Source organism: Novosphingobium sp. GV079, assembly GCF_003058045.1.
GTDB classification, from domain to species: Bacteria; Pseudomonadota; Alphaproteobacteria; order Sphingomonadales; family Sphingomonadaceae; genus Novosphingobium; species Novosphingobium capsulatum.
This window is the reverse complement of record NZ_QBUE01000004.1, coordinates 216,659-241,889: the sequence shown is the minus strand read 5'-3', so window position 1 is coordinate 241,889 and position 25,231 is coordinate 216,659. Positions and strand designations below refer to the sequence as shown.

22 protein-coding genes are annotated in these 25,231 nt (G+C 65.8%); 10 read left to right on the top strand and 12 right to left on the bottom strand.

Translation table 11 applies throughout. From position 1 onward, the window contains the following. Window positions 1-3: 3 nt before the first annotated feature. From C8K14_RS07105 to C8K14_RS07075, 7 genes are read right to left on the bottom strand one after another with little or no spacing between them, the layout of a single operon-like run. Window positions 4-1,236, bottom strand: coding sequence for an allantoate amidohydrolase (locus tag C8K14_RS07105; protein ID WP_107716173.1), 1,233 nt, complete (start codon window positions 1,234-1,236; stop codon window positions 4-6). Next, window positions 1,230-2,819, bottom strand: coding sequence for a gamma-glutamyltransferase family protein (locus tag C8K14_RS07100; protein WP_107716172.1), 1,590 nt, complete (start codon window positions 2,817-2,819; stop codon window positions 1,230-1,232). Before C8K14_RS07100 ends, C8K14_RS07105 begins: the two co-directional genes overlap by 7 nt. An 8-nt stretch (window positions 2,820-2,827) precedes the next feature. Next, window positions 2,828-3,763 (bottom strand): 5'-methylthioadenosine/S-adenosylhomocysteine nucleosidase, encoded by a 936-nt coding sequence (locus C8K14_RS07095; protein ID WP_107716278.1) that lies wholly within the window; start codon window positions 3,761-3,763, stop codon window positions 2,828-2,830. 8 nt (window positions 3,764-3,771) lie between these two features. Continuing rightward, the gene (locus C8K14_RS07090) at window positions 3,772-5,085 is read right to left on the bottom strand and encodes an NCS2 family permease (RefSeq protein ID WP_369974039.1); all 1,314 of its coding nucleotides are present in this window, start codon (window positions 5,083-5,085) and stop codon (window positions 3,772-3,774) included. An 8-nt stretch (window positions 5,086-5,093) separates the two neighbouring features. After that, a complete protein-coding gene (locus C8K14_RS07085) occupies window positions 5,094-6,446 on the bottom strand; it encodes an AtzE family amidohydrolase (protein ID WP_107716170.1) in 1,353 nt (450 codons plus the stop codon). Further along, window positions 6,443-6,664 (bottom strand): hypothetical protein, encoded by a 222-nt coding sequence (locus tag C8K14_RS07080; protein ID WP_062784342.1) that lies wholly within the window; start codon window positions 6,662-6,664, stop codon window positions 6,443-6,445. The genes C8K14_RS07085 and C8K14_RS07080 overlap by 4 nt, the downstream gene beginning before the upstream one ends. Window positions 6,665-6,710: 46 nt before the next feature. Beyond that, entirely contained in the window at window positions 6,711-7,952 is a 1,242-nt protein-coding gene (locus C8K14_RS07075; protein WP_107716169.1) for a dipeptidase, read from the bottom strand. Between the two features lie 52 nt (window positions 7,953-8,004). On the opposite strand from C8K14_RS07075, the gene C8K14_RS07070 reads away from it, so the two are divergent. Together C8K14_RS07070 and C8K14_RS07065 are read left to right on the top strand one after the other, a co-directional pair. Next, window positions 8,005-9,642: an NAD(P)/FAD-dependent oxidoreductase gene (locus C8K14_RS07070; RefSeq protein WP_107716168.1), complete on the top strand. Its 1,638-nt coding sequence runs from the start codon at window positions 8,005-8,007 to the stop codon at window positions 9,640-9,642. A gap of 462 nt (window positions 9,643-10,104) precedes the next feature. After that, on the top strand, window positions 10,105-10,959 hold the full coding sequence (locus C8K14_RS07065) for a bifunctional 5,10-methylenetetrahydrofolate dehydrogenase/5,10-methenyltetrahydrofolate cyclohydrolase (protein WP_022677267.1): 855 nt from the start codon (window positions 10,105-10,107) through the stop codon (window positions 10,957-10,959). Between the two features lie 184 nt (window positions 10,960-11,143). Here the strand turns inward: C8K14_RS07065 and C8K14_RS07060 are convergent, their stop codons facing one another. Beyond that, window positions 11,144-12,457 (bottom strand): MFS transporter, encoded by a 1,314-nt coding sequence (locus tag C8K14_RS07060; protein WP_107716167.1) that lies wholly within the window; start codon window positions 12,455-12,457, stop codon window positions 11,144-11,146. Between the two features lie 168 nt (window positions 12,458-12,625). On the opposite strand from C8K14_RS07060, the gene cyoA reads away from it, so the two are divergent. The 7 genes from cyoA to C8K14_RS07025 all read left to right on the top strand — a co-directional run bounded on the left by cyoA (window position 12,626) and on the right by C8K14_RS07025 (window position 19,582). Then, window positions 12,626-13,828 (top strand): ubiquinol oxidase subunit II, encoded by a 1,203-nt coding sequence (cyoA, locus tag C8K14_RS07055; protein ID WP_022677269.1) that lies wholly within the window; start codon window positions 12,626-12,628, stop codon window positions 13,826-13,828. Between the two features lie 71 nt (window positions 13,829-13,899). Then, entirely contained in the window at window positions 13,900-15,945 is a 2,046-nt protein-coding gene (cyoB, locus tag C8K14_RS07050) for a cytochrome o ubiquinol oxidase subunit I (RefSeq protein ID WP_051146403.1), read from the top strand. Beyond that, a complete protein-coding gene (gene cyoC / locus C8K14_RS07045) occupies window positions 15,942-16,598 on the top strand; it encodes a cytochrome o ubiquinol oxidase subunit III (RefSeq protein ID WP_062782950.1) in 657 nt (218 codons plus the stop codon). The genes cyoB and cyoC overlap by 4 nt, the downstream gene beginning before the upstream one ends. After that, a complete protein-coding gene (cyoD, locus tag C8K14_RS07040; RefSeq protein ID WP_022677272.1) occupies window positions 16,595-17,002 on the top strand; it encodes a cytochrome o ubiquinol oxidase subunit IV in 408 nt (135 codons plus the stop codon). The genes cyoC and cyoD overlap by 4 nt, the downstream gene beginning before the upstream one ends. Window positions 17,003-17,004: 2 nt before the next feature. Then, window positions 17,005-17,718: an SURF1 family protein gene (locus C8K14_RS07035; protein WP_107716166.1), complete on the top strand. Its 714-nt coding sequence runs from the start codon at window positions 17,005-17,007 to the stop codon at window positions 17,716-17,718. Beyond that, a complete protein-coding gene (locus tag C8K14_RS07030) occupies window positions 17,715-19,016 on the top strand; it encodes an ATP-binding protein (protein ID WP_051146404.1) in 1,302 nt (433 codons plus the stop codon). The genes C8K14_RS07035 and C8K14_RS07030 overlap by 4 nt, the downstream gene beginning before the upstream one ends. 2 nt (window positions 19,017-19,018) lie before the next feature. Then, entirely contained in the window at window positions 19,019-19,582 is a 564-nt protein-coding gene (locus C8K14_RS07025; protein WP_043609993.1) for a response regulator transcription factor, read from the top strand. Between the two features lie 183 nt (window positions 19,583-19,765). On the opposite strand, the gene C8K14_RS07020 is transcribed toward C8K14_RS07025, so the two are convergent. After that, on the bottom strand, window positions 19,766-21,808 hold the full coding sequence (locus C8K14_RS07020; RefSeq protein WP_107716165.1) for a M3 family metallopeptidase: 2,043 nt from the start codon (window positions 21,806-21,808) through the stop codon (window positions 19,766-19,768). A 72-nt stretch (window positions 21,809-21,880) separates the two neighbouring features. Then, the gene (locus C8K14_RS07015; protein WP_233250945.1) at window positions 21,881-22,783 is read right to left on the bottom strand and encodes a LysR family transcriptional regulator; all 903 of its coding nucleotides are present in this window, start codon (window positions 22,781-22,783) and stop codon (window positions 21,881-21,883) included. 104 nt (window positions 22,784-22,887) lie between these two features. Here C8K14_RS07015 and C8K14_RS07010 point away from each other — a divergent pair, with 104 nt between their 5' ends. Beyond that, entirely contained in the window at window positions 22,888-24,390 is a 1,503-nt protein-coding gene (locus C8K14_RS07010; RefSeq protein ID WP_062782938.1) for a CoA-acylating methylmalonate-semialdehyde dehydrogenase, read from the top strand. 4 nt (window positions 24,391-24,394) lie between these two features. Here the strand turns inward: C8K14_RS07010 and C8K14_RS07005 are convergent, their stop codons facing one another. Continuing rightward, window positions 24,395-24,898, bottom strand: coding sequence for a GNAT family N-acetyltransferase (locus C8K14_RS07005; protein WP_022677279.1), 504 nt, complete (start codon window positions 24,896-24,898; stop codon window positions 24,395-24,397). Next, window positions 24,880-25,173: a DUF1778 domain-containing protein gene (locus C8K14_RS07000; protein ID WP_043609985.1), complete on the bottom strand. Its 294-nt coding sequence runs from the start codon at window positions 25,171-25,173 to the stop codon at window positions 24,880-24,882. The genes C8K14_RS07005 and C8K14_RS07000 overlap by 19 nt, the downstream gene beginning before the upstream one ends. Between the last annotated feature and the right edge of the window lie 58 nt (window positions 25,174-25,231).

Sequence of the window (25,231 nt, the reverse complement as noted above, 5' to 3'; positions counted from 1 at the left end):
GGATCAAGCACAGGACGCTCCCAGATTGTCGATAAAGCCCAGCATCACCGCCAAGGCGCCTTGCGCGTCGGCCGGTTCTACATGCTCGGCGGGGTTGTGGCTGATGCCGTCGCGGCAGCGGATGAACAGCATGGCCGTGGGGGCCAGATGCGCGAGGTTCATGCCGTCGTGACCGGCACCGGAAACCAGGCGGCGCGGAGGATGGCCGGCGGCCACCAGCGCGGATTCCAACTGCTCCATCAGCGCCGGATCACAGGGCGAAGGCGGCAGATCGTGGATCAGGCGGTGGCTGACGCCCAGGCCGCGTTGCGTGGCAATCGTCGCGATTTCCGCCAGGATGGCCGCTGCCGCGCGGTCGCGTCGGGTGGCCTCGCCAGCGCGCACGTCGATGGTAAAGCGCACCTGCCCGGCGATGACGTTGGCCGCGCCCGGCGCTGCCTCAATCCGGCCCACCGTGGCCACCAGGTCGCTGGCATCGGCCCGGGCGATACGCTCGATCGCCAGGATCATTTCGGCGGAACCTGCCAGCGCATCGCGGCGCAGCGCCATGGCCGATGTGCCGGCATGGCCAGCCAGGCCCACGACCGTCACCTCGTAGCGCAGTTGCGCGGCGATGCCAGTCACCACGCCCAGCGCCAGCCCTTCGGCTTCCAGTACCGGTCCCTGCTCGATATGTGCCTCGAGATAGGCCAAGGCGCCGGGATGGCGTGCGGCCAAAAGGGTTTGCGGGGAAAGGCCCCATTCGCCCAGTGCCTCGGCCAGTGCAACCCCTTGGGCATCGGCCATCTCGGGCACTGCATCGAGCAGGCCGGCCAGCGCCTTGCTGGTCAGCATCGCGGCGGGAAAGCGGCTGCCTTCCTCGTCGCCAAAGGCGATCACCTCGATCGCAAAGGGCATCCGGCGGCCGGCGGCATGAAGCGCGGCCACGCATTCGATGCCCAGCATCACGCCAAGCGGACCATCATAGACGCCGCCATCGCGCACACTGTCAATGTGGCTGCCAATGATCAGCGGCGGCCCGTTGCCGGTGCCGGGATAGCGCCCGATCAGGTTGGCCGCGCCATCGACATGGGTGGTCATGCCTGCCGCTTCCATCCACGCGGCAACCTGCGCCACGCTGGCGCGGTGCGCGGGGGACAGCCACCCGCGATAGAGCCCGCCGGCCATGTCGGAAAAGGGCGCCTGGCCCAGCGCCCGGCAGCGCTCCACCGCGCGAATACCGCCACCGCTTACCATGCGGCCACGCCCCCGTCGCTGCGCGGATCGGTGGCACCGTAAAGCGCGCCATCGGCCTCGCGCACCACCGCGCCGGCATGCCCCATCATCGCCGTCAGCGGGCCGACGCGTTCCACCACATGGCCGGCTTGCTCCAGCGCGGCATAGACGGCCGGATCGAACCCGTCTTCGATCTTGAGCGCGGTGCTGTCCTCGCCCCAGGTGCGGCCCAGCAGCCAGCGCGGCGCTGATATCGCCGCTTGCAGGTCCATGCCGTGCCAGACATGGCGCGAGAACAGCGCAGCCTGGGTCTGCGGCTGCCCTTCCCCGCCCATCGTGCCATAGGCCATCACCCGCCCGTCGGTCAGTTCGGCCAATGCGGGGTTGAGCGTATGAAACGGCTTGCGCCCGGGCTTGAGCGCGTTCCAACCGGTTTCGGCCAGGCGGAACGAAGCGCCGCGGTTCTGCCAGGTGATCCCGGTTTGCGGCAGGACCAGGCCAGAGCCGAATTCGAAATAAGTGCTCTGGATCGCCGAAACCACCTGCCCCTGCGCGTCGGCCGCGCCAAACCAGCAGGTATCGCCCCACTGCGAAGGCTGCGGCCAGGGCAGCGCGCGGGCCGGATCGATCTGCGCGGCCATGGCGGCGCGTGCGTCGGCATCATCGAGCAGGCCTTGCGCATCACGCGCCATGTAAGCTGGATCGCCGCAGTGGGCGTCACGCCACAGGAAAGCCTGCTTGGTCGCTTCCACCAGCGTGTGGACATGGCCAAAGCTTTCGCCAGGGCCGCAGTACGCCTGTTCCGCCAGGGCCAGGATCAGCAGCGAGGCAACGCCCTGCGTGGGCGGCGCGCTGTTGTAAAGCCGCCCCGCCCGGGTCGCGACCGAGAGCGGCTTGGGCCGCAGTGCGCGGTGGGCGGCCAGGTCTGCGGCGGCCACCGGGCTGCCCAGCGCGGCAAGATCGGCCGCCACGGCATCGGCCAATGCGCCGGTGTAGAAATCATCAATCCCCGCCTCGGCCAGGCGGCGCAGGGTCTGGGCCAGCGCGGGCTGGCGCAGCACATCGCCCGCGCGCAACGGGCGTCCGTCCGGCTCGAACGTGGCCGCATAGGCGCCAGGCTGGGCAAGCAGTTCCGGCCCTTTGGTCAGGGCCAGCGAGGCATGGCCGGCAGTGACGGCAACGCCGGCTTCGGCATGGGCAATGGCCGGGGCAAGCAGGCGGCTGAGCGGCAGTGGCGCCGGTTCGCTGGCGAGCACGGCCTGCCAGGCAGACAGCGTGCCCGCCACGGTGTTGGCGGCAAGCGGCCCACGCCAAGGCACCGTGGCATGCCCGGCATAGAGCGCCAGATCAGCAGCTTGCGCCGCGCCGCCCACACCATGGACGCCGTGAACGCGGCCGTCGTTTTCGCGGATCAGCCAGAAGCCATCGCCGCCGATCCCGGTCATGTGCGGATAGACGACAGCCAGCGTCGCGGCGACGGTGATCGTCGCCTGCGCGGCGCTGCCGCCGTCTTTCAGCACAGCGAGCCCAGCCTCTGCGGCCAGGTAATGCGGCGCGGTAACGATGCCGCCACGTCCGCTAACGGTGTGAAGGGTTCGTGCCATCGCCGCGCTCAATCCGGCAGGCCAGCGACGAACGCGCGCACCACCGTGGCGGCGTTCACCGATGCCAGGTGATCGAACACATATTCCATGTTGCGATCTGCGTCCCCACCCGCCAGGTCAGACAGCGAGCGAAACACGATGGCCGGCACGCGGTTGGCGTAGGCCACCTGGATCACCGCGGCGCTTTCCATGTCGAGCAGGCGGGCATGCCAGGCGCGGAAAAGGTATTCGCGGAACTGGGCATTGTCGGCATAGACGCCGGCCGAAACGCCGGTGCCGCCCACCTCCACCTTGGGATCATGCGGCAGGCACAGCTTGGCCTCTGCGCTCATCCCGGCCGAAGGCGCCACGCACCGCTTGAGTGTGAGGCCGGCAGTCACCTTGCGGGCCAGCGCGACAAGCGCGGGATCCGCATCGAGCAGGATGTGGTTGGTAGCAGGCTGCGCCGCATTGCCCACGCGCGTGCCATTGGGAAAGATGAACTGCCAGTTTTCCGGCGCGCCGGCCGGGCTCGGCGCCGGGGTCTGCCAGCCGTGATCGGTCTGGCGGGCAAACATCACTTCCAGATACTGGCCCCAGTGTTCGGGCACGGCAACGTCCCCGATATTGAGCGCCGGGTCCACCCCGCCGGCCACGCCGGAAAAGACCACGCGCTTGACCTTGAAATGGTCGATCGCCAGCTGGGTGTTCATCGCCGCGTTGACCATGCTGACGCCGCTGGACATCAGGATCACCGGGCGCCCGGCCAGCGTACCCAGCACGATCTCGCGATCGTTGATCTTCACCCGGCGGCCATGGGTGATCACCGCCGCCATGGCTTCCCATTCCGGGGCATAGGCGGTGAGCACCAGCGTGCGCGGCGTGGGATCGAGCACAGTGGCTGTGGCGTGGGCCGCCTGCGGCAGGGCGAGCAGCGCGGCAGCGGCCGCCAGGATCGCTTTCATCCGCCGCATCACGCTGCCCCCATCCACACGAAGCGGGCGACGAACAGCGCCGCCAGCACGAACAGGAACCAGTCGCTCTTGCGCGCCCGGCCGCGCAGCAGGGTCAGCACGGCATGGGCGGTGATGCCCAGCGCCAGGCCATTGGCGATCGAGAAGGTGAGCGGGATCATCGCCACGGTCAGGAACGCCGGGATCGCCGCCATCGGGTCTTCCCATTCCACCTCGGTCAACGGCAGCAGCATCAGGCCGCCCACGATGATCAGCGCCGGGGCGGTGGCCGCCAGCGGCACGAGCTGGGCATAGGGCGCCACGAACATCGTGGCGAAGAACAACACGCCGGTGACGATCGCGGTCAGGCCGGTGCGCCCGCCGGCCTGCACGCCGGCCGCGCTTTCCACGTATGACGTCACCGTGCTGGTGCCGGCAAGCGCGCCCACCATCGTGGCCACGGCATCGGTGATGAGAATGCGGTTGAGGCCGGGAATGCGCCCCGCCTTGTCCATCAGGCCGGCGCGCTTGGTCACGGCCACCAGCGTGCCGATATTGTCGAACAGATCGACGAACAGGAACACGAAGACAATCTCGACCACCCCGCCCGACAGCTTGAGCACGCCGGGCAGATCGAGCTGGAAGGCGGTGGCCGTCAGCGCATCGAGCGAGTAGGGCTGCGGCGCCACATGGACCATGCCGGCAAACCACCCGACCAGCGTGGTGGCAACGATGCCCAGCAGCATGGCGCCGCGCACGTTCCACACCGACAGCACGCCGATGATCAGCAGCCCCAGCAGCGCCAGCGCCGGCCCCGCGCTCTTGAGGTCACCAAGCGCCACCAGTGTGGCGGTATTGCCCACGACAATGCCCGCATCCTTGAGGCCGATAAAGCCGATGAACAGGCCGATCCCGCCGGCCACGGCGGCAAACAGATAGTTGGGAATGACCGCAACGATCAACTGGCGCACGCCGGTCAGCGTCAGGATCAGGAACACCAGTCCCGAAATCATCACACAGCCCAGGCCCACCTGCCACGGCACGTGCATCTGCCCCACCACGGTAAACGCGAAATAGGCGTTGAGGCCCATGCCCGGCGCGAGGGCCAGCGGCGTATTGGCGGCAACCCCCATCAGGATCGAGGCAAAGGCCGCGGCAAAGCATGTCGCCGCCGCCACGGCCGCCACCGGCATGCCGGCCTGGCCCAGGATCGAAGGGTTGACCAGGACGATATAGGCCATGGTCAGGAACGTGGTGGCCCCCGCCACCACTTCGGTGCGCAGGTTCGTGCCGCGCCCGGAAAAATCGAAATAGGCGCCGATCCGCTGCGCCATGCCACCTGTCATTGCCGTTCCCCTGCGAATTCTTGTGGCGCGAGTGCCCCCGGCGCGGTTGCCCCGACCACGCCCCGTTCTTCCAGCATTTGTGCACACGCGAAAAGAGCCGTTTCGCCATGGCGCCTGCCGATCAGTTGCAGCCCCAGCGGCAATTGCCCGGGCCGCGCCAAGGGCACGCACAACGCGGGCAGCCCCAGAAAAGTGATCGGCTGGGTATGAATGCCCAGATCGGCCCGCGCCGGCACCATGGCGCCATCGATCAGGATGCGTGGATCGGCGATAAGCGGCGCGACGCAGGGCGCGGCGGGCGCGACCAGCACATCGACGCCCTGCGCTTCGAACAGCGCGTCGACATCGGCCCGCGCCTGCGCCCGCAACGCCTGCGCCGCATCATAGAGCGCGCGGGGCAGCAGGCTGCCGGCAATCAGCCGATCGCGCACCGCCGGATCATACTCCAGTGCCGCGCGCGCCAGATCGGCGCGATGCAGGGTGCCGCCTTCATAGGCCGTAATCAGGAACGCCGCCGAACGATACCGCGCGAGATCGGGCAAGGTGAGGCACGGCCCCTGCCCCACGACAGCGGCGATCGCCATGCGCTGTGCCGGGTCGAGGTTTTCGGCAAAGCGACCGCCCAGCATGCCCAGGCGCGGCGGCGCCAAGGGCGCGGCGTCGGCATGGCCTGACAGGATCATCCAGATCGCGCGCAGATCGGCCAAGTTGCCAGTAAACGGCCCGATGTCGTCAAAGCTGTGGGCAAAGGGAAAGGTGCCATCCACGGGCAGATCGGCATGCGTGGGTTTCAGCCCATAAAGCCCGCACAGGCTGGCCGGCACGCGGATCGAGCCATTGGTGTCCGATCCCAGGGCAAAGGCCAGATGCCCGGCCGCCGCCACCGCCGCCGATCCGCCGGATGATCCCCCTGCCAGGCGCGTGGGATCGTGCGGGTTGCGCGTGGTGCCATGGTGAGCGTTGATCGTGGCAAAGCCATAGGCGAACTCGTCCATGTTCAGCGTCGCCACCAGCACGGCCCCGGCATCGCGCAAGCGCGTGATCGCCACGGCATCGCTGGCGGCCGGCGCGGCATTGGCGCGCACCGCCGAACCGGCCGTGGTTACCTCACCCGCCACATCGAACAGATCCTTGACGCCATAGGGCACCCCGGCAAGCGGGCCAGGATCAATCCCCTGCGCCACCTGCGCGTCGATCCGCGCGGCTTCGTCCAGCGCGCGGGCGGGCAGCAGGCGGGTAACCGCAACATGACGATCGGCCGCCAGGCGCGAAAGCGCCGCCTGCGCCAGATCGACCGCGCGCACGCGCCCGGCGCGCACTGCCGCCGCCTGCTCCAATGCCGCGATCATGCGTGGTCGTCCCCGGCAAAGATCGCGGCATGGCGCGCCAGCAGCGCGAGGTTCGCCATAACGCCGGGCAGGCACGGCGCCGGAATCTGCCACCCGTCTTGCCCGGCGCGGGCTTGCGCCTCTGCCTCGGTACGGGGCAGCGCTTGGGCGTCGTGCGGCGCTGCGGCGCGGTGGTTCGGGACGGGATCGGCCATGTCGGTGGCGATGATAGCCGCCACCCCCCTATCGATCCAACGCAATGATCGGAACGGATCGTTGCAAAAATTAGCGCAGGGTGCTGCCCGCGGCTGCCTGTTCCCGCGCCGCTTCGGCTTGCGCAGCGGCCAGCACGCGCAGCACGTTGCCCGACCAGATCTTGGCCACGTCCGCCTCGCTATAGCCGGCATGCAGCAGTGCAGCCGTCAGCTTGGGCAGATCGGCCACGTCATCAAGGCCTGCCACCCCGCCGCCGCCATCCCAATCCAGCCCGATGCCGACATGATCGACACCCGCCACTTTCAGGGCGTGCAACAGATTGGCCATCACGTCATCAAAGCCCGCGCGCACCTCGGGCCACTGCCTGTCGATCGCGTGGCGCTGCGCCAGATAATCGGCCCGCTCTGCCGCGCTCAACACGCGATCTTCGGGAAAGCGTTGCTCCAGCGCATCGAGCGCGGCCTTGCGTTGCGGGCTCTGCACCAGCTTTTTGACATAGACCGAGTTGATCTGGATGACGCCACCCTGCGCCGCCAGCGCGCGCAGATGCGCGTCGTCGATATTGCGCGGATGGTCATAGACCGCCTTGCAGCCCGAATGGGTCAGGATGATCGGCGTCTTTGACAGGCGCAGCGCATCGTCGAGCGCGGCGTCTGAACTGTGCGAAAGATCGGGCACCACGCCCAGGCGGTTCATTTCCGCCAGCAGTTGCACCCCTGCCGGGCTCAACCCGTCCCACTTGGGCATGTCGGTGCTGCTGTCGGCAAACTGGTTGGTCTTGAAATGGGCAAAGCCGGAAATGCGCACACCCAGCGCGTAGAACGCCTGGAGCAGCGTGGGATCATCGCCCAGCGGCCAGGCGTTCTCGATCGACAGATAGACCACGCGGCGCCCGCTGGCGGCAATCTGCGCGGCATCGGCGGCGCGGTCAGCCAAGGCAAAGGCCTGGGGATTGGCCGCGACCATCGCGTGGATCGCCACCGCACGGCGCAGCGCATAATCGCGCGCGGCGCGCGTGCTGGCGGGATCCAGCGGCCCTTGCGGCGTATAGATTGCCCAGAACCCACCATCGAGCCCGCCCGCCACCATGCGCGGCACGTCAACCTGGGTATAATCATCGGCGGCGCTGTGGCGCTGCACGATCGACCAGCCCGGCAAGACCAGCGAAGCCGGCGTATCGAGGTGGGTGTCGAGCGTCAGCAGGCGTTCGTGCAGCGTGCGCTCTGCCTTGGTGGGCACAGGGGCATCGGCCATGGCCGGCAAGGCCAGCAGGGCGGCGAGCGGAGCGATCGCGAGGGAGAGGAAGCGCATGGCCCTTCATCCGGCTTTCCCTCTGGCGGCGCAAGGGGTAGAGGCGCACCCCATGTTGCGTCTTACCGAACTCAAGCTGCCGCTCGACCACGCCTCCGAAGCCATGCTGCCGGCCATCGCCGCGCGCCTTGGCGTGGGCGAAGCGCAGATTCTGCGCCATGCCGTGGCCAAGCGCGGCAACGATGCGCGCCGCAAGAATGCCATCCAGTTGGTCTATGCGGTTGACGTCACGCTCAGCCCGCAGGACGAAGCCGAAGTGCTCGCGCGCCTGGCCGGCGACACTCATGTGCGCCCCACGCCCGATACCTCCTATCGCTTTCCCGTGCGCGCGCCCGAAGGGTGGCAGGCGGGCGAAGGCGAGCGCCCAGTGGTGATCGGTGCTGGCCCGTGCGGCCTCCTGGCCGGGCTGATCCTGGCGCAGATGGGCCTGCGCCCGATCATCATCGAGCGTGGCAAGGCCGTGCGCGAACGCACCAAGGACACTTGGGCGCTGTGGCGCAAATCGGTGCTGACGCCGGAATCCAACGTGCAGTTCGGTGAAGGCGGCGCCGGCACCTTTTCCGATGGCAAGCTCTACAGCCGGATCAAGGACCCGCGCCACCTGGGCCGCAAGGTGCTGGTGGAGTTCGTGAAAGCCGGCGCGCCCGATGATATCCTGACCGAGGCGCACCCCCACATCGGCACGTTCCGCCTGGTCACGATGGTCATGTCGATGCGCGAGACGATCGAAAAACTGGGCGGCGAATACCGCTTTGGCACGCGGGTGGACGATTTTGCGGTCGAGACCGACGCCGCCGGCGAGCGCCGCCTGGTGGGCCTGCATCTGTCGAACGGCGAATTTCTGCCCGCGCGCCGCGTCATCATGGCGGTCGGCCATTCGGCGCGCGATACGTTCGAAGTGCTGTATCAGCGCGGCGTGCATATCGAGGCCAAGCCCTTTGCCATCGGCGTGCGGATCGAGCATCCGCAAAGCCTGATCGACCAGGCCCGCTATGGCGCCTGTGCCAAGCATCCCATCCTGGGCCCGGCGGCCTATGCTCTGGCGCACCAGGCCAGCAATGGCCGCTCGGTCTATAGCTTCTGCATGTGCCCGGGCGGGCGCGTGGTCGCTGCCGCCAGCGAGGAAGGCCGCGTGGTGACCAACGGGATGAGCCAATATTCCCGCGCTGAATTCAACGCCAATTCGGGCCTGGTGGTGGACATCACGCCCGAGCGCGATTTCCCCGGCCATCCGCTGGCCGGCATTGCGCTGCAACGCCACTGGGAAGAGCGGGCCTTCGTGGCCGGCGGATCGAACTATCAGGCGCCGGGCCAGAAGGTGGGCGATTTCCTGGCCGGCAAGCCCAGCAGCGCGTTCGGCAGCATCGTGCCATCCTATCAGCCGGGCGTGCATCTAACCGCGCTGGAAGAATGCCTGCCCGATTTCGTCACCGACGCGCTGCGCGAGGCGCTTCCCGTCTTCGGTCGGCAGATGGCGGGCTATGATCATCCCGATGTGGTGATGACGGGGGTGGAAACGCGCACGTCTTCGCCAGTGCGGATCACCCGCGGCAAGGATCTGCAAAGCCTCAATACCCGGGGGCTCTATCCGGCAGGCGAAGGCGCTGGCTATGCCGGCGGCATTCTTTCGGCGGCGGTCGACGGCATTCGCGCGGCAGAAGCGCTGGCGCAGGACCTTTTGGCCGGGTGATTCGCGGCCTTGGCGACGGTGCGCGACGGCAGGAGCCATCCTGCAAGGCCGTTGCGGCCAGTTGCGGCCACAGATGCATACCAATGCATTTTGGATTGGTATTTTTTCTGGGCTGGATCGCGGTCTGAGAGCGCTGCGCTGCAAAATCATAAAATCGTTTGCATTTTCAGGGATTCTGCTTGGCTGCCGCTGTCAATCCAGCGTTTTCAAGGAAGTGAATTGCATTAAATGCATGTTGCGTTGCGTGAAACGCATTTGCCTCGCCGCGGCGATTGGGTCATCCAGATAAGGCCTTTCAGGCATCCTCTCCCAAAACTTCCCGGGCCGATCGGATTTCCGACCGGCCCTTTTTTTGTCCGTAGCCTGCGCGAGATGGCGAAATTTGTATGCAACACATACAATGTTTGCGATAGGAGCGCGTGCTGCACCAAGCCGCATTGGCAAACTGTCAAGGGAGAGAACATGGCGACGCTCATCGATGGCAAGGCAATCGCCCGCGCACTGTCGGTCACGACGGCAGAGGCGGTAGCGCAGATGGTGGCTGCAGGCCACAGCGCTCCTGGCCTGGCCGTGGTGCTGGTCGGCAATGACCCGGCCAGCGAGGTCTATGTCGGGCGCAAGATCAGCCAGTGTGCCAAGGTCGGCATCCATTCGATCGAGCATCGCCTGCCCGCCGACACGGCAGAGGAAGACCTGCTTGCTCTGATCGCCGCGCTCAATGCCGATGCCACGGTGCATGGCATTCTGGTGCAGTTGCCGCTGCCGGCGCAGATCGATGCCGGCAAGGTGCTCGACGCGATCGATCCGGCCAAGGACGTGGATGGGTTCCATCCGGTCAATGTCGGGCGCCTGTCCACCGGCACCGGCGGCCTGGTGCCCTGCACGCCGCTGGGCTGCATGATGCTGCTCGATACGGTGATCGACAACTATCGCGGGCTCGATGCCGTGGTCATCGGCAAGTCCAACATCGTGGGCAAGCCGGTGGCTATGCTGCTGCTGGAGCGCGAGTGCACCGTCACCGTCACCCACATTGCCACCCAGGGCCTGCCCGATATCGTGCGCAAGGCCGATATCGTGGTGGCCGCCGCCGGTGCGCCGGAACTGGTCAAGGGCGATTGGATCAAGCCGGGCGCGGTGGTGATTGACGTTGGCATCACTCGCGTGGCCCAAGCCGATGGTACTACTCGCCTGGTGGGCGATTGCGCCGCGCACGAAATGGCCCATGCCCGTGCCGTCACACCGGTGCCCGGTGGCGTCGGCCCCATGACCATCGCCTGCCTGCTGAGCAACACGGTCCAGGCCGCACGGCACGCATGACCGTAAAGAGCCCCCTCTTCTTCAGAGGAGGGGGTTGGGGGTGGTGCGAGGCACAGCGCAAGGCTTCCCCCCCGCCCCCTCCTCTGAAGAAGAGGGGGAGAAAAGCCTAATCACCGTTGGTGAACAAAAAAGGGGCGGTTCGGACTGATCCGAACCGCCCCTTTTTGTTGCTTTGCCAGATGGCTCAGTTGGTCGCCGCGGTGCGGTTGGCCCACAGCGCCACGATCGTGCCGATCGCGCCCGACAGGAGGTAGGCACCCGAAGCCAGCAGGCCATAGTTGGCCGACAGCCACAGCGCCGCATAGGGCGCAAAGCCCGCGCCAAGCAGCCAGGCCAAGTCGCTGGTCAGCGCCGAGCCGGTGTAGCGGTGGCGGGTTTCAAAGGCATCGGCCACGGCACCCGAAGACTGTCCGAACGAGATCCCCAACAGCACGAAGCCGGTGAGCATGAACGAGACTTCACCCGCGACGCCAATCCCCAGCAGCTGCGGAGCAAAGCCCGAGAACGCGGCAATCGCGGCGGCCGAGAAGCCCAGCAGGGTGCGGCGGCCAACGCGGTCGGCCACCACGCCCGAAACCACGATCGCGGCCACGCCCACGGCAGCGGCGATGGCTTCGATGGTGAGGAAGCGAGTCGGCTCTTCCGAGGTGAAGATGAACACCCACGACAGCGGGAACACCGTGACCATGTGGAACAGCGCAAAGCTGGCGAGCGGTGCAAAGGCGCCGATCAGGATGGTCTTCCACTGTTCGCGGATGGTGACGAGCGCGCTTTCGGCGACAAGGTCACGCGATTCGAACAGGCGCTGGAATTCCGGCGTCACCACGATGCGCAGGCGCGCGAACAGCGCCACCACGTTGATCGCGAAGGCTACGAAGAATGGGAAGCGCCAGCCCCACGACAAGAAGTCGTCAGCCGGCAGCGAGGCGGTGAAGAACGCGAACAGCAGGCTGGCCACGATCAGCCCAAGCGGCGCGCCCAGCTGCGGGATCATGGCATACCAGCCACGCTTGCCCGCCGGCGCATTAAGCGCCAGCAGCGAGGCCAGGCCATCCCACGTGCCGCCCAGCGCAAAGCCCTGGCCCAGGCGGAACAGCGCGAGCAGCAGCACCGCGTTGTGGCCGATTTCGGCATAGCCGGGCAGGAACGCGATCGCCGCGGTCGAGCCACCCAGGCCAAACAGCGCCACCGTCAGCTTGAAGCCACGGCCGAATGCACGGTCGAGCCACATGAAGAACAGCGAGCCGACCGGGCGGGCGATGAACGCCAGCGGGAACACCGCAAACGACGCCAGCGTGGCGTTGAGCGGGTCCAGGTAAGGAAAGAAGACCTTGGGAAACACGATCACCGAGGCGATCGCATAGACGAAGAAGTCGAAGAACTCCGAGGTCCGTCCGATGATCACGCCGATGGCGATCTCGCCCGGGGAAATCGAACCGTGCCCGGCGTGGGAATCGCTCCCCAGCCCTTCGTGATTATCGACTACGGCAGCAGTCATGACTGACACAAACTCCTTGGATCCCGCGCATTTCTCGCAAACGCGCCGACCGGCCGGCCGCACGCATGCGACCTGCCCTTATGTGCCCTATTGTCTTTGTGCAGCCGCGAAGGGGATTGGACAAAATGTCCTATCGTTTGCACGGCCCAGCGCTTCTAGGTGCGCCACATGCGTGCGAAACTCTTGAATCGGGCGCGCCTGCTGCGCTGCGCCATCGTCCCGCTCCTGGCCCTGCCGCTTGCCGGCTGCGACTGGGTCGTGCTCAACCCCGCGGGCGATGTCGCTCGCCAGCAGGGCGATCTGGTCATTGTGGCCACGTTGCTCATGCTGTTGATCGTCGTGCCTGTCATGGCCACGGTTGTCATTTTCGCGTGGCGTTACCGCGCCACCAACACCGAGGCCAAGTACGATCCAGACTGGAACCACTCCACCCAGCTGGAACTGATGATCTGGGCCGCACCGCTGATGATCATCATCGCGCTGGGCGCGGTCACCTGGGTCGGCACTCACCTGCTCGATCCCTATCGCGCGATTTCGCGCATTGATGCGCAGACCCCGGTCGCCGCCAATGCCAAGCCGGTAGAGGTCGAAGTGGTGTCGATGGACTGGAAGTGGCTGTTCATCTATCCCGAACAGAACATCGCTACGGTCAATGAACTGGTGGTTCCCGCCGGCCGGCCGCTGCGCTTCCGCATGACCTCGTCCACCGTGATGAACACCTTCTATGTCCCCGCGCTGGCCGGCATGATCTACACCATGCCCGGCATGGAAACCAAGCTGCACGCCGTGTTCAACCAGGAAGGCGCGTTCAAGGGTATTTCCGCACACTTCAGCGGCGCGGGCTTCTCGCAGATGCACTTTGCCACGCGTGCCGTGTCCGATGCGCAGTTCGACCAGTGGGTGGCCAGCGTGAAGGCCGGCAAGAACGACGGCATGCTCAGCCGCGATGCCTATCTCCAGCTCGACAAGCCCAGCATTGCCGATCCGGTGCGTCACTATGCCGGCGTCGCTCCCGATCTGTTCAACGCCGTTGTCGATCTCTGCGTGCAGCCCGGCAAGATCTGCATGAGCCAGATGGCCATGCTCGACGCCAAGGGCGGCGTGGGCAAGGAAGCAGCGCGCCTGAACGTGGCCGCGCTGACCTATGACAAGAACGGCCGCGCCACCGAAACGGCAGTCCTGCCTGGCAGCGTCGTGGCCCAGACCGACCGCTTCGTGAAGGCCTATTGCAGCGACAACCGCCCGATGGCCGCACCCAGCGGTGACGCGCCTCTGCCCAAGACGCTCGATCGCCTGCGTGGCGCCGGAATCAACCAGGCAACTGGTCCCCGGGTCAGCCTGGCCGGCCCGCTACTGCAGCCTGCCTCTTGAGGCAGGTTGCCGATCCGATACGCCGCACCAGATTTGATCCGGCCCCATTTTTCTGACCGATGGATATTGCGATGACCGCTGTCCCCCTTCCCGCCACTGCACCACCGCCGTGGTCTCCGCTCCTGGGACGCATTTCCCTTGAGCAGCTTCCCTTCCTCCACGAACCGATCGTGGCGGTCACCTTCGTTGGTGTGATCCTTGGCGGGATCGCGCTGGTGGGGGCCCTCACCTATTTCCGCCTCTGGGGCTATCTCTGGAAAGAATGGTTCACCAGCGTCGATCACAAGAAGATCGGGGTCATGTACATGATCCTGGGCCTGGTGATGTTCATGCGCGGCTTTGCCGACGCGCTGATGATGCGCTTGCAGCAGGCGATGGCGTTCAACGGCAGCGACGGCTATCTCAACGCGCATCACTATGATCAGGTGTTCACCGCCCACGGCGTGATCATGATCTTCTTTGCCGCGATGCCGTTCGTGACCGGATTGATGAACTATGTCGTGCCGCTGCAAATCGGCGCGCGCGACGTGTCGTTCCCGTTCCTCAACAACTTCAGCTTCTGGATGACCACGGGCGGCGCCGTGCTGGTCATGGCCTCGCTGTTCCTGGGTGAATTCGCCCAGACCGGCTGGCTGGCTTTCCCGCCGCTGTCAGGCCTGGCCTACAGCCCCGGCGTTGGCGTGGACTATTACATCTGGTCGCTGCAGGTGGCAGGTGTCGGCACCACGCTATCGGGCATCAACCTGATCGCCACGATCATCAAGATGCGTGCCCCGGGCATGACCCTGATGCGCATGCCGGTGTTCACCTGGACCGCGCTGTGCACCAACGTGCTGATCGTCGCCTCCTTCCCGGTGCTGACCGCCGTTCTCGTGCTGCTCTCGCTCGACCGTTACGTGGGGACCAACTTCTTCACCAACGACTTCGGCGGCAGCCCGATGATGTATGTCAACCTCATCTGGATCTGGGGCCACCCGGAAGTTTACATCCTCATCCTGCCGATCTTCGGCGTGTTCTCGGAAGTCACCTCCACGTTCTCGGGCAAGCGCCTGTTCGGCTATACCTCGATGGTCTATGCCACCGTGGTTATCACCATCCTGTCCTACGTCGTGTGGCTGCACCACTTCTTCACGATGGGTTCGGGCGCCAGCGTCAACAGCTTCTTCGGCATCACCACCATGGTGATCTCCATCCCCACCGGGGCCAAGCTGTTCAACTGGCTGTTCACGATGTACCGCGGCCGCATCCGCTTTGACCTGCCGATGATGTGGACGGTGGCGTTCATGCTCACCTTCACGATCGGCGGCATGACCGGCGTGCTGCTCGCCGTGCCTCCGGCCGACTTCGTGCTGCACAACTCGCTGTTCCTGATCGCGCACTTCCACAACGTGATCATCGGCGGCGTGGTGTTCGGTACGTTTGCCGCGATCAACTACTGGTGGCCCAAGGCCTTTGGCTTCAAGCTCAACCAGTTTTGGGGCAAGGTCAGCTTCTGGTGCTGGGTGCCGGGCTTCTGGCTGGCGTTCACCCCGCTCTACATCATGGGCCTGATGGGCGTGACCCGCCGGACCCGCGTGTTCGACGATCCCAGCCTGCAGCCCTACTTCATCGTGGCCCTGCTGGGCGCGGTGTTGATCGCCGCCGGCATCGGCGCGATGGTCGTGCAGTATGGCGTGTCGATCTGGAAGCGCGAAGAGCTCAAGGACGAAAGCGGCGATCCGTGGAATGGTCGCACGCTGGAGTGGGCCACCAGTTCGCCCCCGCCGGCCTACAACTTTGCCTTCACCCCGATCGTGCACGATCTCGATGCCTGGGAAGACATGAAGCGCGCCGGCGTCGGCCGTCCGCTTGATGGCTACCGCCCGATCCACATGCCCAGCAACACCGGCGCTGGCGTGATCCTGGCTGGCATCAGCACGGCCCTTGGCTTTGCCCTGATCTGGCATATCTGGTGGATGGCCGGTGCCAGCTTCGTGGCACTGCTCGTGAGCGCCATCGCCCACACCTTCAACTACAAGCGCGATTACCACATCCCGGCCGAAGACGTTGCCGCCGTCGAGGCGCAGCGTACGGCCCAGCTGGAACGCCTTGCCCAGAACCAGGGAGCCGCCGCATGAGCGATGCTGTCCATAGCTCGGGCCATTCGGCTCCCCTGCCTGCCTCGCTGACCAAGCTGGGCAAGTTCTGGGACTTGAACGAGCATGACCATCCCGAAGGCCACAGCACCATGCTGGGCTTCTGGATCTACCTGATGAGCGACTGTCTCATCTTCGCCATGCTGTTCGCAGCGTTCGGCGTGCTCGGCGGCAACTATGCCGCCGGGCCTGGCCCGCGCGAGCTGTTCGAGCTGCCCCTGGTGGCGGTGAACACCTCGATGCTGCTGTTCTCGTCGATCACCTATGGCTTTGCCATGCTGGCGATGCAGCGCGGCTCGGTCAGCCAGACACAGATGTGGCTGCTGGTCACCGCCGTGTTCGGCGCGGCGTTCCTGTCGATCGAACTCTACGAATTCTCCAACCTCATCCACGAGGGCGCCACGCCCCAGCGCAGCGCGTTCCTTTCGGCGTTCTTCACGCTGGTCGGCACCCACGGGCTGCACGTCACGTTCGGCCTGATCTGGCTGTTCACGCTGGTGGTGCAGGTTTCGCGCAAGGGCCTGATCCAGGCCAACAAGCGCCGCCTGATGTGCCTGTCGCTGTTCTGGCACTTCCTCGACGTCGTGTGGATCGGCGTCTTCACCTTCGTCTACCTGATGGGGATGCTGCGATGAGCGCGAAGAACTATACCGACCTGGCCCACCGCCACGCGCACGGGGATGCCAATCCCCACGCCATCGGCCACCACCATGACGAACCGCACGGCTCGCTGCGCGAATATGTCATCGGCTTCGTGCTGTCGGTGGTGCTCACCGCCATTCCGTTCTGGCTGGTGATGAGCGGCGCCATTGCCGACAAGAACACCACCGCCATTGTCATCGCGGCCTTTGCCGTGGTCCAGGTCGTGGTCCACATGATCTACTTCCTGCACATGAACGGCAAGGCCGAAGGGGGCTGGAACATGCTGGCCCTGATCTTCACCGCCGTGGTCGTGCTGATCGTCATCTCTGGTTCGATGTGGGTGATGTACCATATGAACCACAACATGATGCCGATGCACGCCGAGCAGATGGACTGATCATGACTTCGCAAACGGGCAGCAGGCAGCGCTTGCTGCCCGTTTCGATTCTGCTGGTCCTGGCGCTGGTGTTTGCCGGCCTGGGCATCTGGCAGGTAAAGCGCCTCGCCTGGAAAGAAGCGCTGATTGCCGATGTGACGCGCGCCGTGCATGCAGCGCCTGTCTCCATCGCCGCCGTGCCCGCTGGCGCCATTGATCGGCTTGCCTATCATCGCGTCGCGATCACCGGCCAGTTCCTGCCCGTCGCCACCGTTCTGGCCACGGCCACCAGCACGCTGGGCAATGGCTATTGGGTCATGGTGCCACTGGCCACGCCCGGCCAGGCCCCGGTGTGGATCAACCGTGGCTTCGTGCCGATGGGCACCCGGCTCGATACCGCCCGCCGCGCCGTTCCCGTTACCCCCGTTTCCATCATCGGCCTGATCCGCCCGAGCGAGCCCAAGGGCACGTTCCTTCGCGCCAACCGGCCCGAGGCAGAGCGCTGGTATGCGCGCGATCTGCCGGTCATGAACATGCGCCGCGGGGTCGTGGCAGAGCCGCGCTATTTCCTCGACGCGCAAGTGGAAACGCCGCGTCCCACAGCCCAGCCCGTGCCGGTGCCCGGCCTCACGGTCATCGCGTTTCCCAACAATCACCTGTCCTATGCGCTGACCTGGTTTGCCCTTTGCGCCCTCTCGCTTGGCGCGGCAATCATGGTATGGCGCAAGGCGCGATGAGCGCCACCCCGCCCCTTTCCTCCACCCGTCCGATCTATCCCGCGGCCAGCGCGCGCAACATGGCGCTGCTGGTGCAACTGCGCTGGGTTGCCGCCGTGGGCCAGCTCGTGGCGATCTGGGTCAGCGTGCGGGTGCTTGGCGTCAAGCTCGATGTGGCGCCGCTGGTGGCCGTGCCGGTGCTGATGGTGGTGATCAACGGGCTGACCCTGCTGCTCGATCGCGGGCGCGAGGGATATAGCCATGTCGAACTGCTCGGCGCGCTCACCCTCGATATGCTGGCGCTGGCCTGGCAGCTCTATTTCAGCGGCGGCACGTCCAACCCCTTCACCTTCCTGTTCCTGATGCAGATCGTGATCGCGGCAATCCTGCTCCCGCCAAACTGGAGCGCGATCGTGGCGGGCATGGCCGCGCTGATCGTCACCCGGCTGGCCTTCGTCCATCGCCCGCTCGATCTGCCCACCGGCACCTTCGATGGCACGATCGAGCTGTTCCAGCTGGGCAATCTCGTCTGCTTTGCGCTGGTCGCCGCGCTGCTGGTGTTCTTCGTGATCCGCATGGACCGCAACCGGCGGCAGAGCGAGACGGCGCTGGCCGCCTTGCGCCAGCAAGCGACCGAGGAACAGCATATCGTGCGCCTGGGCCTGCTTGCCTCAGGCGCGGCGCACGAACTGGGCACGCCAATGGCGACGATGTCGGTCATCCTGGGCGATTGGCAGCGCCATCCCGCAATCATGGCCGACCAGGACCTGCGCGAAGAGTTGCAGGACATGGCTTCCGAACTCAAGCGCTGCAAATCGATCCTCTCGGGCATCCTGCTCAGCGCCGGGGAAGCGCGCGGCGAAAACCCGCAGATCACTACGCTGGGCGATTTTCTTGCCACCATCGCGGCCGAATGGAACGAGCGTGGCCATGGCGTGATCCGCCTGCGCAACATGGTGGAGACCGATCACCCGATCGTGGCCGATCCCGCGCTGCGCCAGATCATCGGCAATGTCATCGACAACGCCCTGGAAGTATCGCCCGATTTCGTGGAAATCCGCGCCGAGATGACCGGTGGCGACATCGTTTTGACCGTGCTCGATCTCGGCCCCGGTTTCGCGCCCGACATGCTGGAATCGATCGGCCGCCCCTACAATTCCACCAAGGGCCGTGACGGTGGCGGGCTGGGGCTGTTCCTGGTCGTCAACGTCGTGCGCAAGCTGGGCGGCCGGGTCGAAGTGAAGAACCGCACGGCACGCGGCGCGATGGTGCGCCTGGAAATCCCGATGGCCTCGCTGGCCTATCGCACGGGGGAATGAACATGCCCGATCCCGAACTGGAACTCACTGCGCAGGACGAAGCCCTGCCCCTGGTGATCGTGGAAGACGATCCCGCCTTTGCCCGCACCCTGCGCCGCTCGTTCGAACGGCGCGGCTATGCGGTAGAGCATGCCGCCAGCCCCGATGAACTGGAAGTGCTGCTCGATGCGCACGATTTCCAGTTCGCGGTGGTGGACCTCAAGCTCGGCACTGGCTCTGGCCTCACCTGCGTGCAGATGCTGGCCGAACGCGATCCCGAGACGCGTATCGTCGTCCTTACCGGCTTCGCCTCGATCGCCACGGCGGTGGAAGCCATCAAGCTGGGCGCGGCGCACTATCTGGCCAAGCCCGCCAACACCGACGATATCGAGGAAGCCTTTGGCCGCGTCGGCGGCGATCCCACCGTGCCGCTCGATACGCGCAAGACCTCGATCAAGACGGTGGAATGGGAATATATCCACTCCACCCTGGTGGAATGCGATTTCAACATTTCCGAAGCCGCGCGGCGCCTGGGCATGCACCGCCGCACCCTGGCGCGAAAGCTGGAAAAACGGCCTTTGCGGTAACTGCCCACGTGGCGATCTGGCGGCCGCAGGCCAGCAACGACAAGTCATCAATTCAGTTCGCGCAGAGGCGCAGAGAGCGCCAAATCTCTGCGCCTCTGCGCCTCTGCGCGACAACCACTCTATCTGAAAACGGGGCGGCTTGGTCAGCAGATTTGCACACCCGCAACTAAGCCGCCCATTCTATCAAGCCGCCAAACCACGCACCCGCAGCAGCGCGCCAGGATCGGGCGCGCCGCCGCGAAACGCCACATAGTTGTCCATTGCCGGGCGGCCACCGCCTTGCGACAGCACTTCGCGCCGGAACGCGGAGCCCAGTTCGGCCTGCCGCTCCGGCGCCGCAGCAAACTGCTCGTAGGCGTCGGACGAGAGCAGTTCGGCCCAGAGGTAGGAATAATATCCCGCCGCATAGCCGCCAGCAAAGATATGGCTGAAGGCATGGGCAAAGCGGTTCCACGCCGGATAGCGCATCACCGCCACTTCGGCCCGCACGGCATCGAGCAGGCCCTGCACATCTGGTGCATCGGCTGCGGCGCGGTGCAGGCGGATATCAAACAGCGCGAACTCGATCTGGCGCAGCACCGCCAGCGCGCCCATGAAGCCGCGCGCGGCGTTGAGGCGCTCGATCAAGGCATCGGGCAGCGGTTCGCCGGTTTCCTCGTGCGCGGATGCCGCCTTGAGCACGGCAGGATCATAGGCAAAGTTTTCCAGGAACTGGCTGGGCAGTTCCACTGCATCCCATTCCACCCCGCTGATCCCGCCGATTGAGGGGATGTCGCCCTCGCCCAGCAGATGATGCAGGCAGTGCCCCATCTCGTGGAACAGGGTCACCACGTCGGCATGCTGGAGCAACGCCGGCTTGCCCGGCGCGGCCTGGGCGAAATTGGTGATGAGGTAGGCCACCGGCATCTGCGCCCCATCGGCGGCCCGGCTGGGCGAGCGGCACACGTTCATCCAGGCGCCGCCGCGCTTGCCCTCGCGCGCAAAGAAATCGGCATAGAGCCGGGCAAACGGAGCATCCGCGCCGGCGCGAAACAGGTCGAACTGGCGCACGTCATCATGCCACAGGCCGCTGCCCGGCACTTCCTTGAACACCACGCCGAACAGCCGCTCCACATGGCCGAACAGCGCCGGCAATACCCTGTCGAGCGGCAGGTAGCGGCGCACTTCGGACTGGTCGAGCGCATGGCGGGCAAGGCGCGCGCGCTCGGTGGCAAAGCCCATATCCCAGGGTTCGAGCGTCTCGATGCCCAGCTCGCTACGGGCAAATTCGGCCAGATCGGCCAGTTCGGCCTGGGCCAGCGGGCGGGTGCGCGCGGCAAGGTCGGTCAGGAACGCTTCCACTGCATCGGGGCTTTCGGCCATCTTGGTGGCCAGCGACAGGCTTGCGGCATCGCCCTGGCCCAGCAGCTGCGCCGCCTTGGCGCGCAAGGCCAGCAGCGCGGCCATGCGCGGCCCGTTGTCAAACTCGCCGGCGTTGGGCCCCTGGTCCGATGCGCGCGTGGCATAGGCTTGCTGTACCTCGTGGCGCAGCGCGCGATCCTGGGCATAGGTCAGCACCGCCACCACCACCGGGGCATGCAGCGTGATCAGCCAGCCCTCGTCATGGCCCTTCGCCCGCGCCGCTGCTGCCATGCCGGCAAGGTCAGCCTCCGGAATGCCGGCCAGGCGGCTGGCATCGGTCACGTGCAGGCTCCAAGCCTCGGTCGCGTCCATCACGGCATTGGCATATTCGGTCGCCACGCGGCCCTGCTCCACCTGGTTTTCGGCAAAGTCGCGCGCGTCATCGCCATCCAGCGCCACGCCCGAAAGCTCGAAATCGCGCAGCGCCAGTTCGCGGGCGCGTGCCGCCAGCGGATCAAGCGCGGCCGGATCGATCGCGCGGATCGCTTCATAGAGCGCGCGGTCCTGGCCCACGGCGGCAAAGTGCGCGGCGATCAGCGGCTGCGCCTGTGCTTGCGCGGCACGCAATTCCGGGGTGTTGGTCACCGCCAGCAGATGGCCGACCACGCCCCACGCCTCGCTGATGCGGCGATCGGCCTCTTCCTTGAACGCCAGCATGGCTGGATCGCCGGCGCGCGCCACGCACGCGGTCATGGCGGCCTGGTGATCGGCGATCGCGGCGGTTACGGCCGGCACGATGTCATCGGTGCGGATTTGCGCAAAGCGCGGTTGGCCATGCGTGGCCAGCAGGGGAAAGGCAGCGTCGAGCGTGGCAGTATCGGTCAAAGGTGCGCTCCGGCAAGGTGTCTTGCGGCCTAGATAGGAAGGCCATCTGCGCTTGTCTGCCCCGGCACCTGCTTATTTTGCGTTGCGCGCGGCCCCATATCCGGCAGCATGCGCGGCTTCTTCCAGGAATTCCGCCACGGCGCGCACCCGTGGCAGGCGGCGCAGTTCGGCATGCACCACCAGCCAGTAGGCGCGCGGCACAGCCACGTCGGGCAAGACCCGCACCAGGCCAGGATCGCCATCGGCGGCAAAGGTGTGCAGCAGGCCGATACCCCCGCCGGCCTGGACGGCGGCCAGTTGCACCGTGGCCGATGTGCAGCGGAACTGTGCCTGCACGCCCGGCGCCACTTCATCGAGATAGCGCAGTTCGGGCCAATCGATCAGATCGTCGATATAGGAAATCAGCCGGTGCTGCGACAGGTCTGCCACGCTGCTGGGCACACCATGCTGCTCCAGATAGGCCGGCGCGGCATAGAACCCTACCGTGAACGCAGCGAGTTGCCGGGCATAGAGCCGCCCGCGCGGTGGCCGCTTGAGCGTTACGGCCAGGTCTGCCTCGCGCTGGGACAGACTGACTGCGCGGGTTTCGGGCGCCAGTTCCAGCTCGATGCGGGGATGGCGGGCCATGAACAGCGGAATGCGCGGCGCCACCAGATAGGTGCCAAAGGCGGCCGGGGTCGCCACCCGCACTGTCCCGGTCAATTCGGTATCCACCCCGCCCAGCGCGCTGTCTGCCGCATGGGTTTCCGCCTCGATCCGCTCGGCATGCAGCAGCAGCGCGCGGCCCGCCTCGGTCAGCCGGGCGCCGCTGGGCGAACGATCGACCAGACGTGCGCCCAGTCCGCTTTCCAGGCCATCGAGCCGGCGCGAGACGGTGGAATGATCCAGCCCCAGCGCCCGCGCCGCCCCGGTCAGGCGGCCGTGGCGGGCCACTTCCAGAAAGATCCTCAAATCGTCCCACTGGCGAATGCGCATGGTGTTCCTGTAAATTTGCACAGCCTGTTTGGCAAAATTGTCTGTATCAGGATATTCCTGCACGTTCTACAACCAGGCATCAGACTTTTCCCGGGAGTGTTGCCATGCGCCAGATCGACCATTTCCTGAACGGTGCCGCCGTTGCTGCCACCTCTGGCCGCAAGAGCGACGTTTTCGATCCCAATACTGGCGAAGTGCAGGCCCAGGTTGGCCTGGCGAGCGAAGCCGATGTGGATCAGGCGGTTGCCCTCGCTGCCGCCGTGCAGCCGGAATGGGCCGCGCTCAATCCGCAGCGCCGTGCCCGCGTAATGTTCGAATTCAAGCGCCTGATCGAGCGTGACATGGACAAGCTCGCCCATGCTCTCTCCGCCGAACATGGCAAGGTGATCGCCGACGCCAAGGGTGATGTGCAGCGCGGGCTGGAAGTGATCGAGTTCGTCTGCGCCATTCCCCACCTGCTCAAGGGCGAATATACCGAAGGCGCCGGGCCGGGGATCGACGTGTTCTCGATGCGTCAGCCGCTGGGCGTGGTCGCCGGCATCACCCCGTTCAATTTCCCCGCGATGATCCCGCTGTGGATGTGCGGCCCGGCGCTCGCCACCGGCAATGCCTTCATTCTCAAGCCGTCGGAACGCGATCCCTCGGTGCCAGTAATGCTGGCGGAACTGTTCATCGAGGCAGGCGGCCCGGCCGGCCTGTTCAACGTGGTGCATGGTGACAAGGTGGCGGTCGATGCCGTGCTCGATCACCCGCGCATCAAGGCGGTCAGCTTCGTCGGCTCGTCCGATATCGCCAATTATGTCTATCAGCGCGGCGCCCAGGCGGGCAAGCGCATGCAGTGCATGGGCGGTGCCAAGAACCATGGCATCGTGCTGCCCGATGCCGATTTCGACCAGGTAGTCAGCGACATTCTCGGCGCCGCCTATGGCTCGGCAGGCGAACGCTGCATGGCCCTGCCGGTGGTGGTGCCGGTGGGTGACAAGACCGCCGAGGAACTGCGCGCCCGCCTGATCGACGGGATCGCCGGCCTCAAGGTGGGCATTTCCACCGATGAAGCCGCCCACTATGGCCCGGTCGTGACCGCCCAGCACAAGGCGCGGATCGAAAGCTATATCCAGATGGGCGTGGACGAAGGCGCCGAACTGGTCGTCGATGGCCGCGGCTTCTCGCTGCAAGGCTATGAAAACGGAAATTTCCTGGCCCCCACGCTGTTCGACCGCGTGACACCGGAAATGCGCAGCTATCAGGAGGAAATCTTCGGCCCGGTGTTGCAGATCGTGCGCGCGCACGATGTCGATGAAGCCATCGCGCTGGCCACCAACCACGCCTATGGCAATGGCGTGGCCATGTTCACCCGCAATGGCGCCGCCGCCCGCAACTTTGCCGCCAAGGTGGAAGTGGGCATGGTTGGCATCAACGTGCCGATCCCGGTGCCGGTCGCCTATCACAGCTTTGGCGGGTGGAAGCGCTCAGGCTTTGGCGATCTCAACCAATACGGCATGGACGGCGTGCGCTTCTACACCCGCACCAAGACCGTGACCCAGCGCTGGCCCAGCACCTCGGGCGATGTGGTGGACCAGAGCTTCGTGATCCCGACGATGAAGTGAAGCATCACGGTAGAGCCGCGATCAGCGTCTCTATGGGCAGGAACAGGGTTCGGCTATCGGCCGGATATTCCAGGAAGTCGGCGCATTTCAGGTAAAAGCGCCGAGCCTGCTCATTCTTGGCGTGAACCATCACCGCGCCGATGCCGATGCTTTGTGCCGCCAAGGCTATGCGGCGCAGGGCATCGGCCAGCAAATCGCTTCCCAAGCCCTGGCCGGCATGGCGCCGATTCACCGCAAGGCGCCCGATGATCGATACCGGGATCAGATCAGGCGCGTTTCGGCGCAGGCGGGATGGTGCTTCCCGCCGCTCTACTGCACCTGCCAGGATACACACATAGGCCGCCACTCTGCGATCATCGCATACCACATAGGTACGCGCGAAGCGCCCCTCGTTGCGACGCGCCTTCTGCCGCAACCAGGCATTGAGCGCCGGCTCTCCGCAATCGAACTCGTCAACCTCATGGTCATCGGCCAGAGGGACTGGCGCAGTCAGTCTTCCCGTTGCCATGTCGGCACCCGCCGCATCAGTGCCTTCAGCCTTGGGCCAGGCTCGGGCGGATTGTCCAGCGCGGCCATGAAGGCCGCATGGTCCTGGCTTTCCAGTGCGAACAATCGCTGATCGAGCAAGACGTCGATCGCTTGTTGGCGCGCGCTTTCGATCATGAATTCGGTGCGGGTCTTGCCCAGAATGGCCGCTGCTTCGTCAATAAGCTGGCGGGTGGCAGCCTCGATCCGCAGATTGATGCTGCCCTTGCTTGGGATCATTTGGGGAGACTGGTCCATGGCGTGAATATCCGCCTTTGTATGTACAATGTCAATACAATCGCAACCCTATCCCCAC

Coding starts and splice junctions, on each gene's coding strand:
- C8K14_RS07070 (WP_107716168.1), top strand. CDS start 8,005: ATGTTGCGTCTTACCGAACTCAAGCTGCCGCTCGACCACGCCTCCGAA.
- C8K14_RS07060 (WP_107716167.1), bottom strand. CDS start 12,457: ATGACTGCTGCCGTAGTCGATAATCACGAAGGGCTGGGGAGCGATTCC.
- C8K14_RS07085 (WP_107716170.1), bottom strand. CDS start 6,446: ATGATCGCGGCATTGGAGCAGGCGGCGGCAGTGCGCGCCGGGCGCGTG.
- C8K14_RS07065 (WP_022677267.1), top strand. CDS start 10,105: ATGGCGACGCTCATCGATGGCAAGGCAATCGCCCGCGCACTGTCGGTC.
- C8K14_RS07000 (WP_043609985.1), bottom strand. CDS start 25,173: ATGGACCAGTCTCCCCAAATGATCCCAAGCAAGGGCAGCATCAATCTG.
- C8K14_RS07075 (WP_107716169.1), bottom strand. CDS start 7,952: ATGCGCTTCCTCTCCCTCGCGATCGCTCCGCTCGCCGCCCTGCTGGCC.
- cyoD (WP_022677272.1), top strand. CDS start 16,595: ATGAGCGCGAAGAACTATACCGACCTGGCCCACCGCCACGCGCACGGG.
- C8K14_RS07010 (WP_062782938.1), top strand. CDS start 22,888: ATGCGCCAGATCGACCATTTCCTGAACGGTGCCGCCGTTGCTGCCACC.
- C8K14_RS07030 (WP_051146404.1), top strand. CDS start 17,715: ATGAGCGCCACCCCGCCCCTTTCCTCCACCCGTCCGATCTATCCCGCG.
- C8K14_RS07025 (WP_043609993.1), top strand. CDS start 19,019: ATGCCCGATCCCGAACTGGAACTCACTGCGCAGGACGAAGCCCTGCCC.
- C8K14_RS07105 (WP_107716173.1), bottom strand. CDS start 1,236: ATGGTAAGCGGTGGCGGTATTCGCGCGGTGGAGCGCTGCCGGGCGCTG.
- cyoB (WP_051146403.1), top strand. CDS start 13,900: ATGACCGCTGTCCCCCTTCCCGCCACTGCACCACCGCCGTGGTCTCCG.
- cyoC (WP_062782950.1), top strand. CDS start 15,942: ATGAGCGATGCTGTCCATAGCTCGGGCCATTCGGCTCCCCTGCCTGCC.
- C8K14_RS07095 (WP_107716278.1), bottom strand. CDS start 3,763: ATGAAAGCGATCCTGGCGGCCGCTGCCGCGCTGCTCGCCCTGCCGCAG.
- C8K14_RS07035 (WP_107716166.1), top strand. CDS start 17,005: ATGACTTCGCAAACGGGCAGCAGGCAGCGCTTGCTGCCCGTTTCGATT.
- C8K14_RS07015 (WP_233250945.1), bottom strand. CDS start 22,783: ATGCGCATTCGCCAGTGGGACGATTTGAGGATCTTTCTGGAAGTGGCC.
- cyoA (WP_022677269.1), top strand. CDS start 12,626: ATGCGTGCGAAACTCTTGAATCGGGCGCGCCTGCTGCGCTGCGCCATC.
- C8K14_RS07100 (WP_107716172.1), bottom strand. CDS start 2,819: ATGGCACGAACCCTTCACACCGTTAGCGGACGTGGCGGCATCGTTACC.
- C8K14_RS07090 (WP_369974039.1), bottom strand. CDS start 5,085: ATGGCGCAGCGGATCGGCGCCTATTTCGATTTTTCCGGGCGCGGCACG.
- C8K14_RS07005 (WP_022677279.1), bottom strand. CDS start 24,898: ATGGCAACGGGAAGACTGACTGCGCCAGTCCCTCTGGCCGATGACCAT.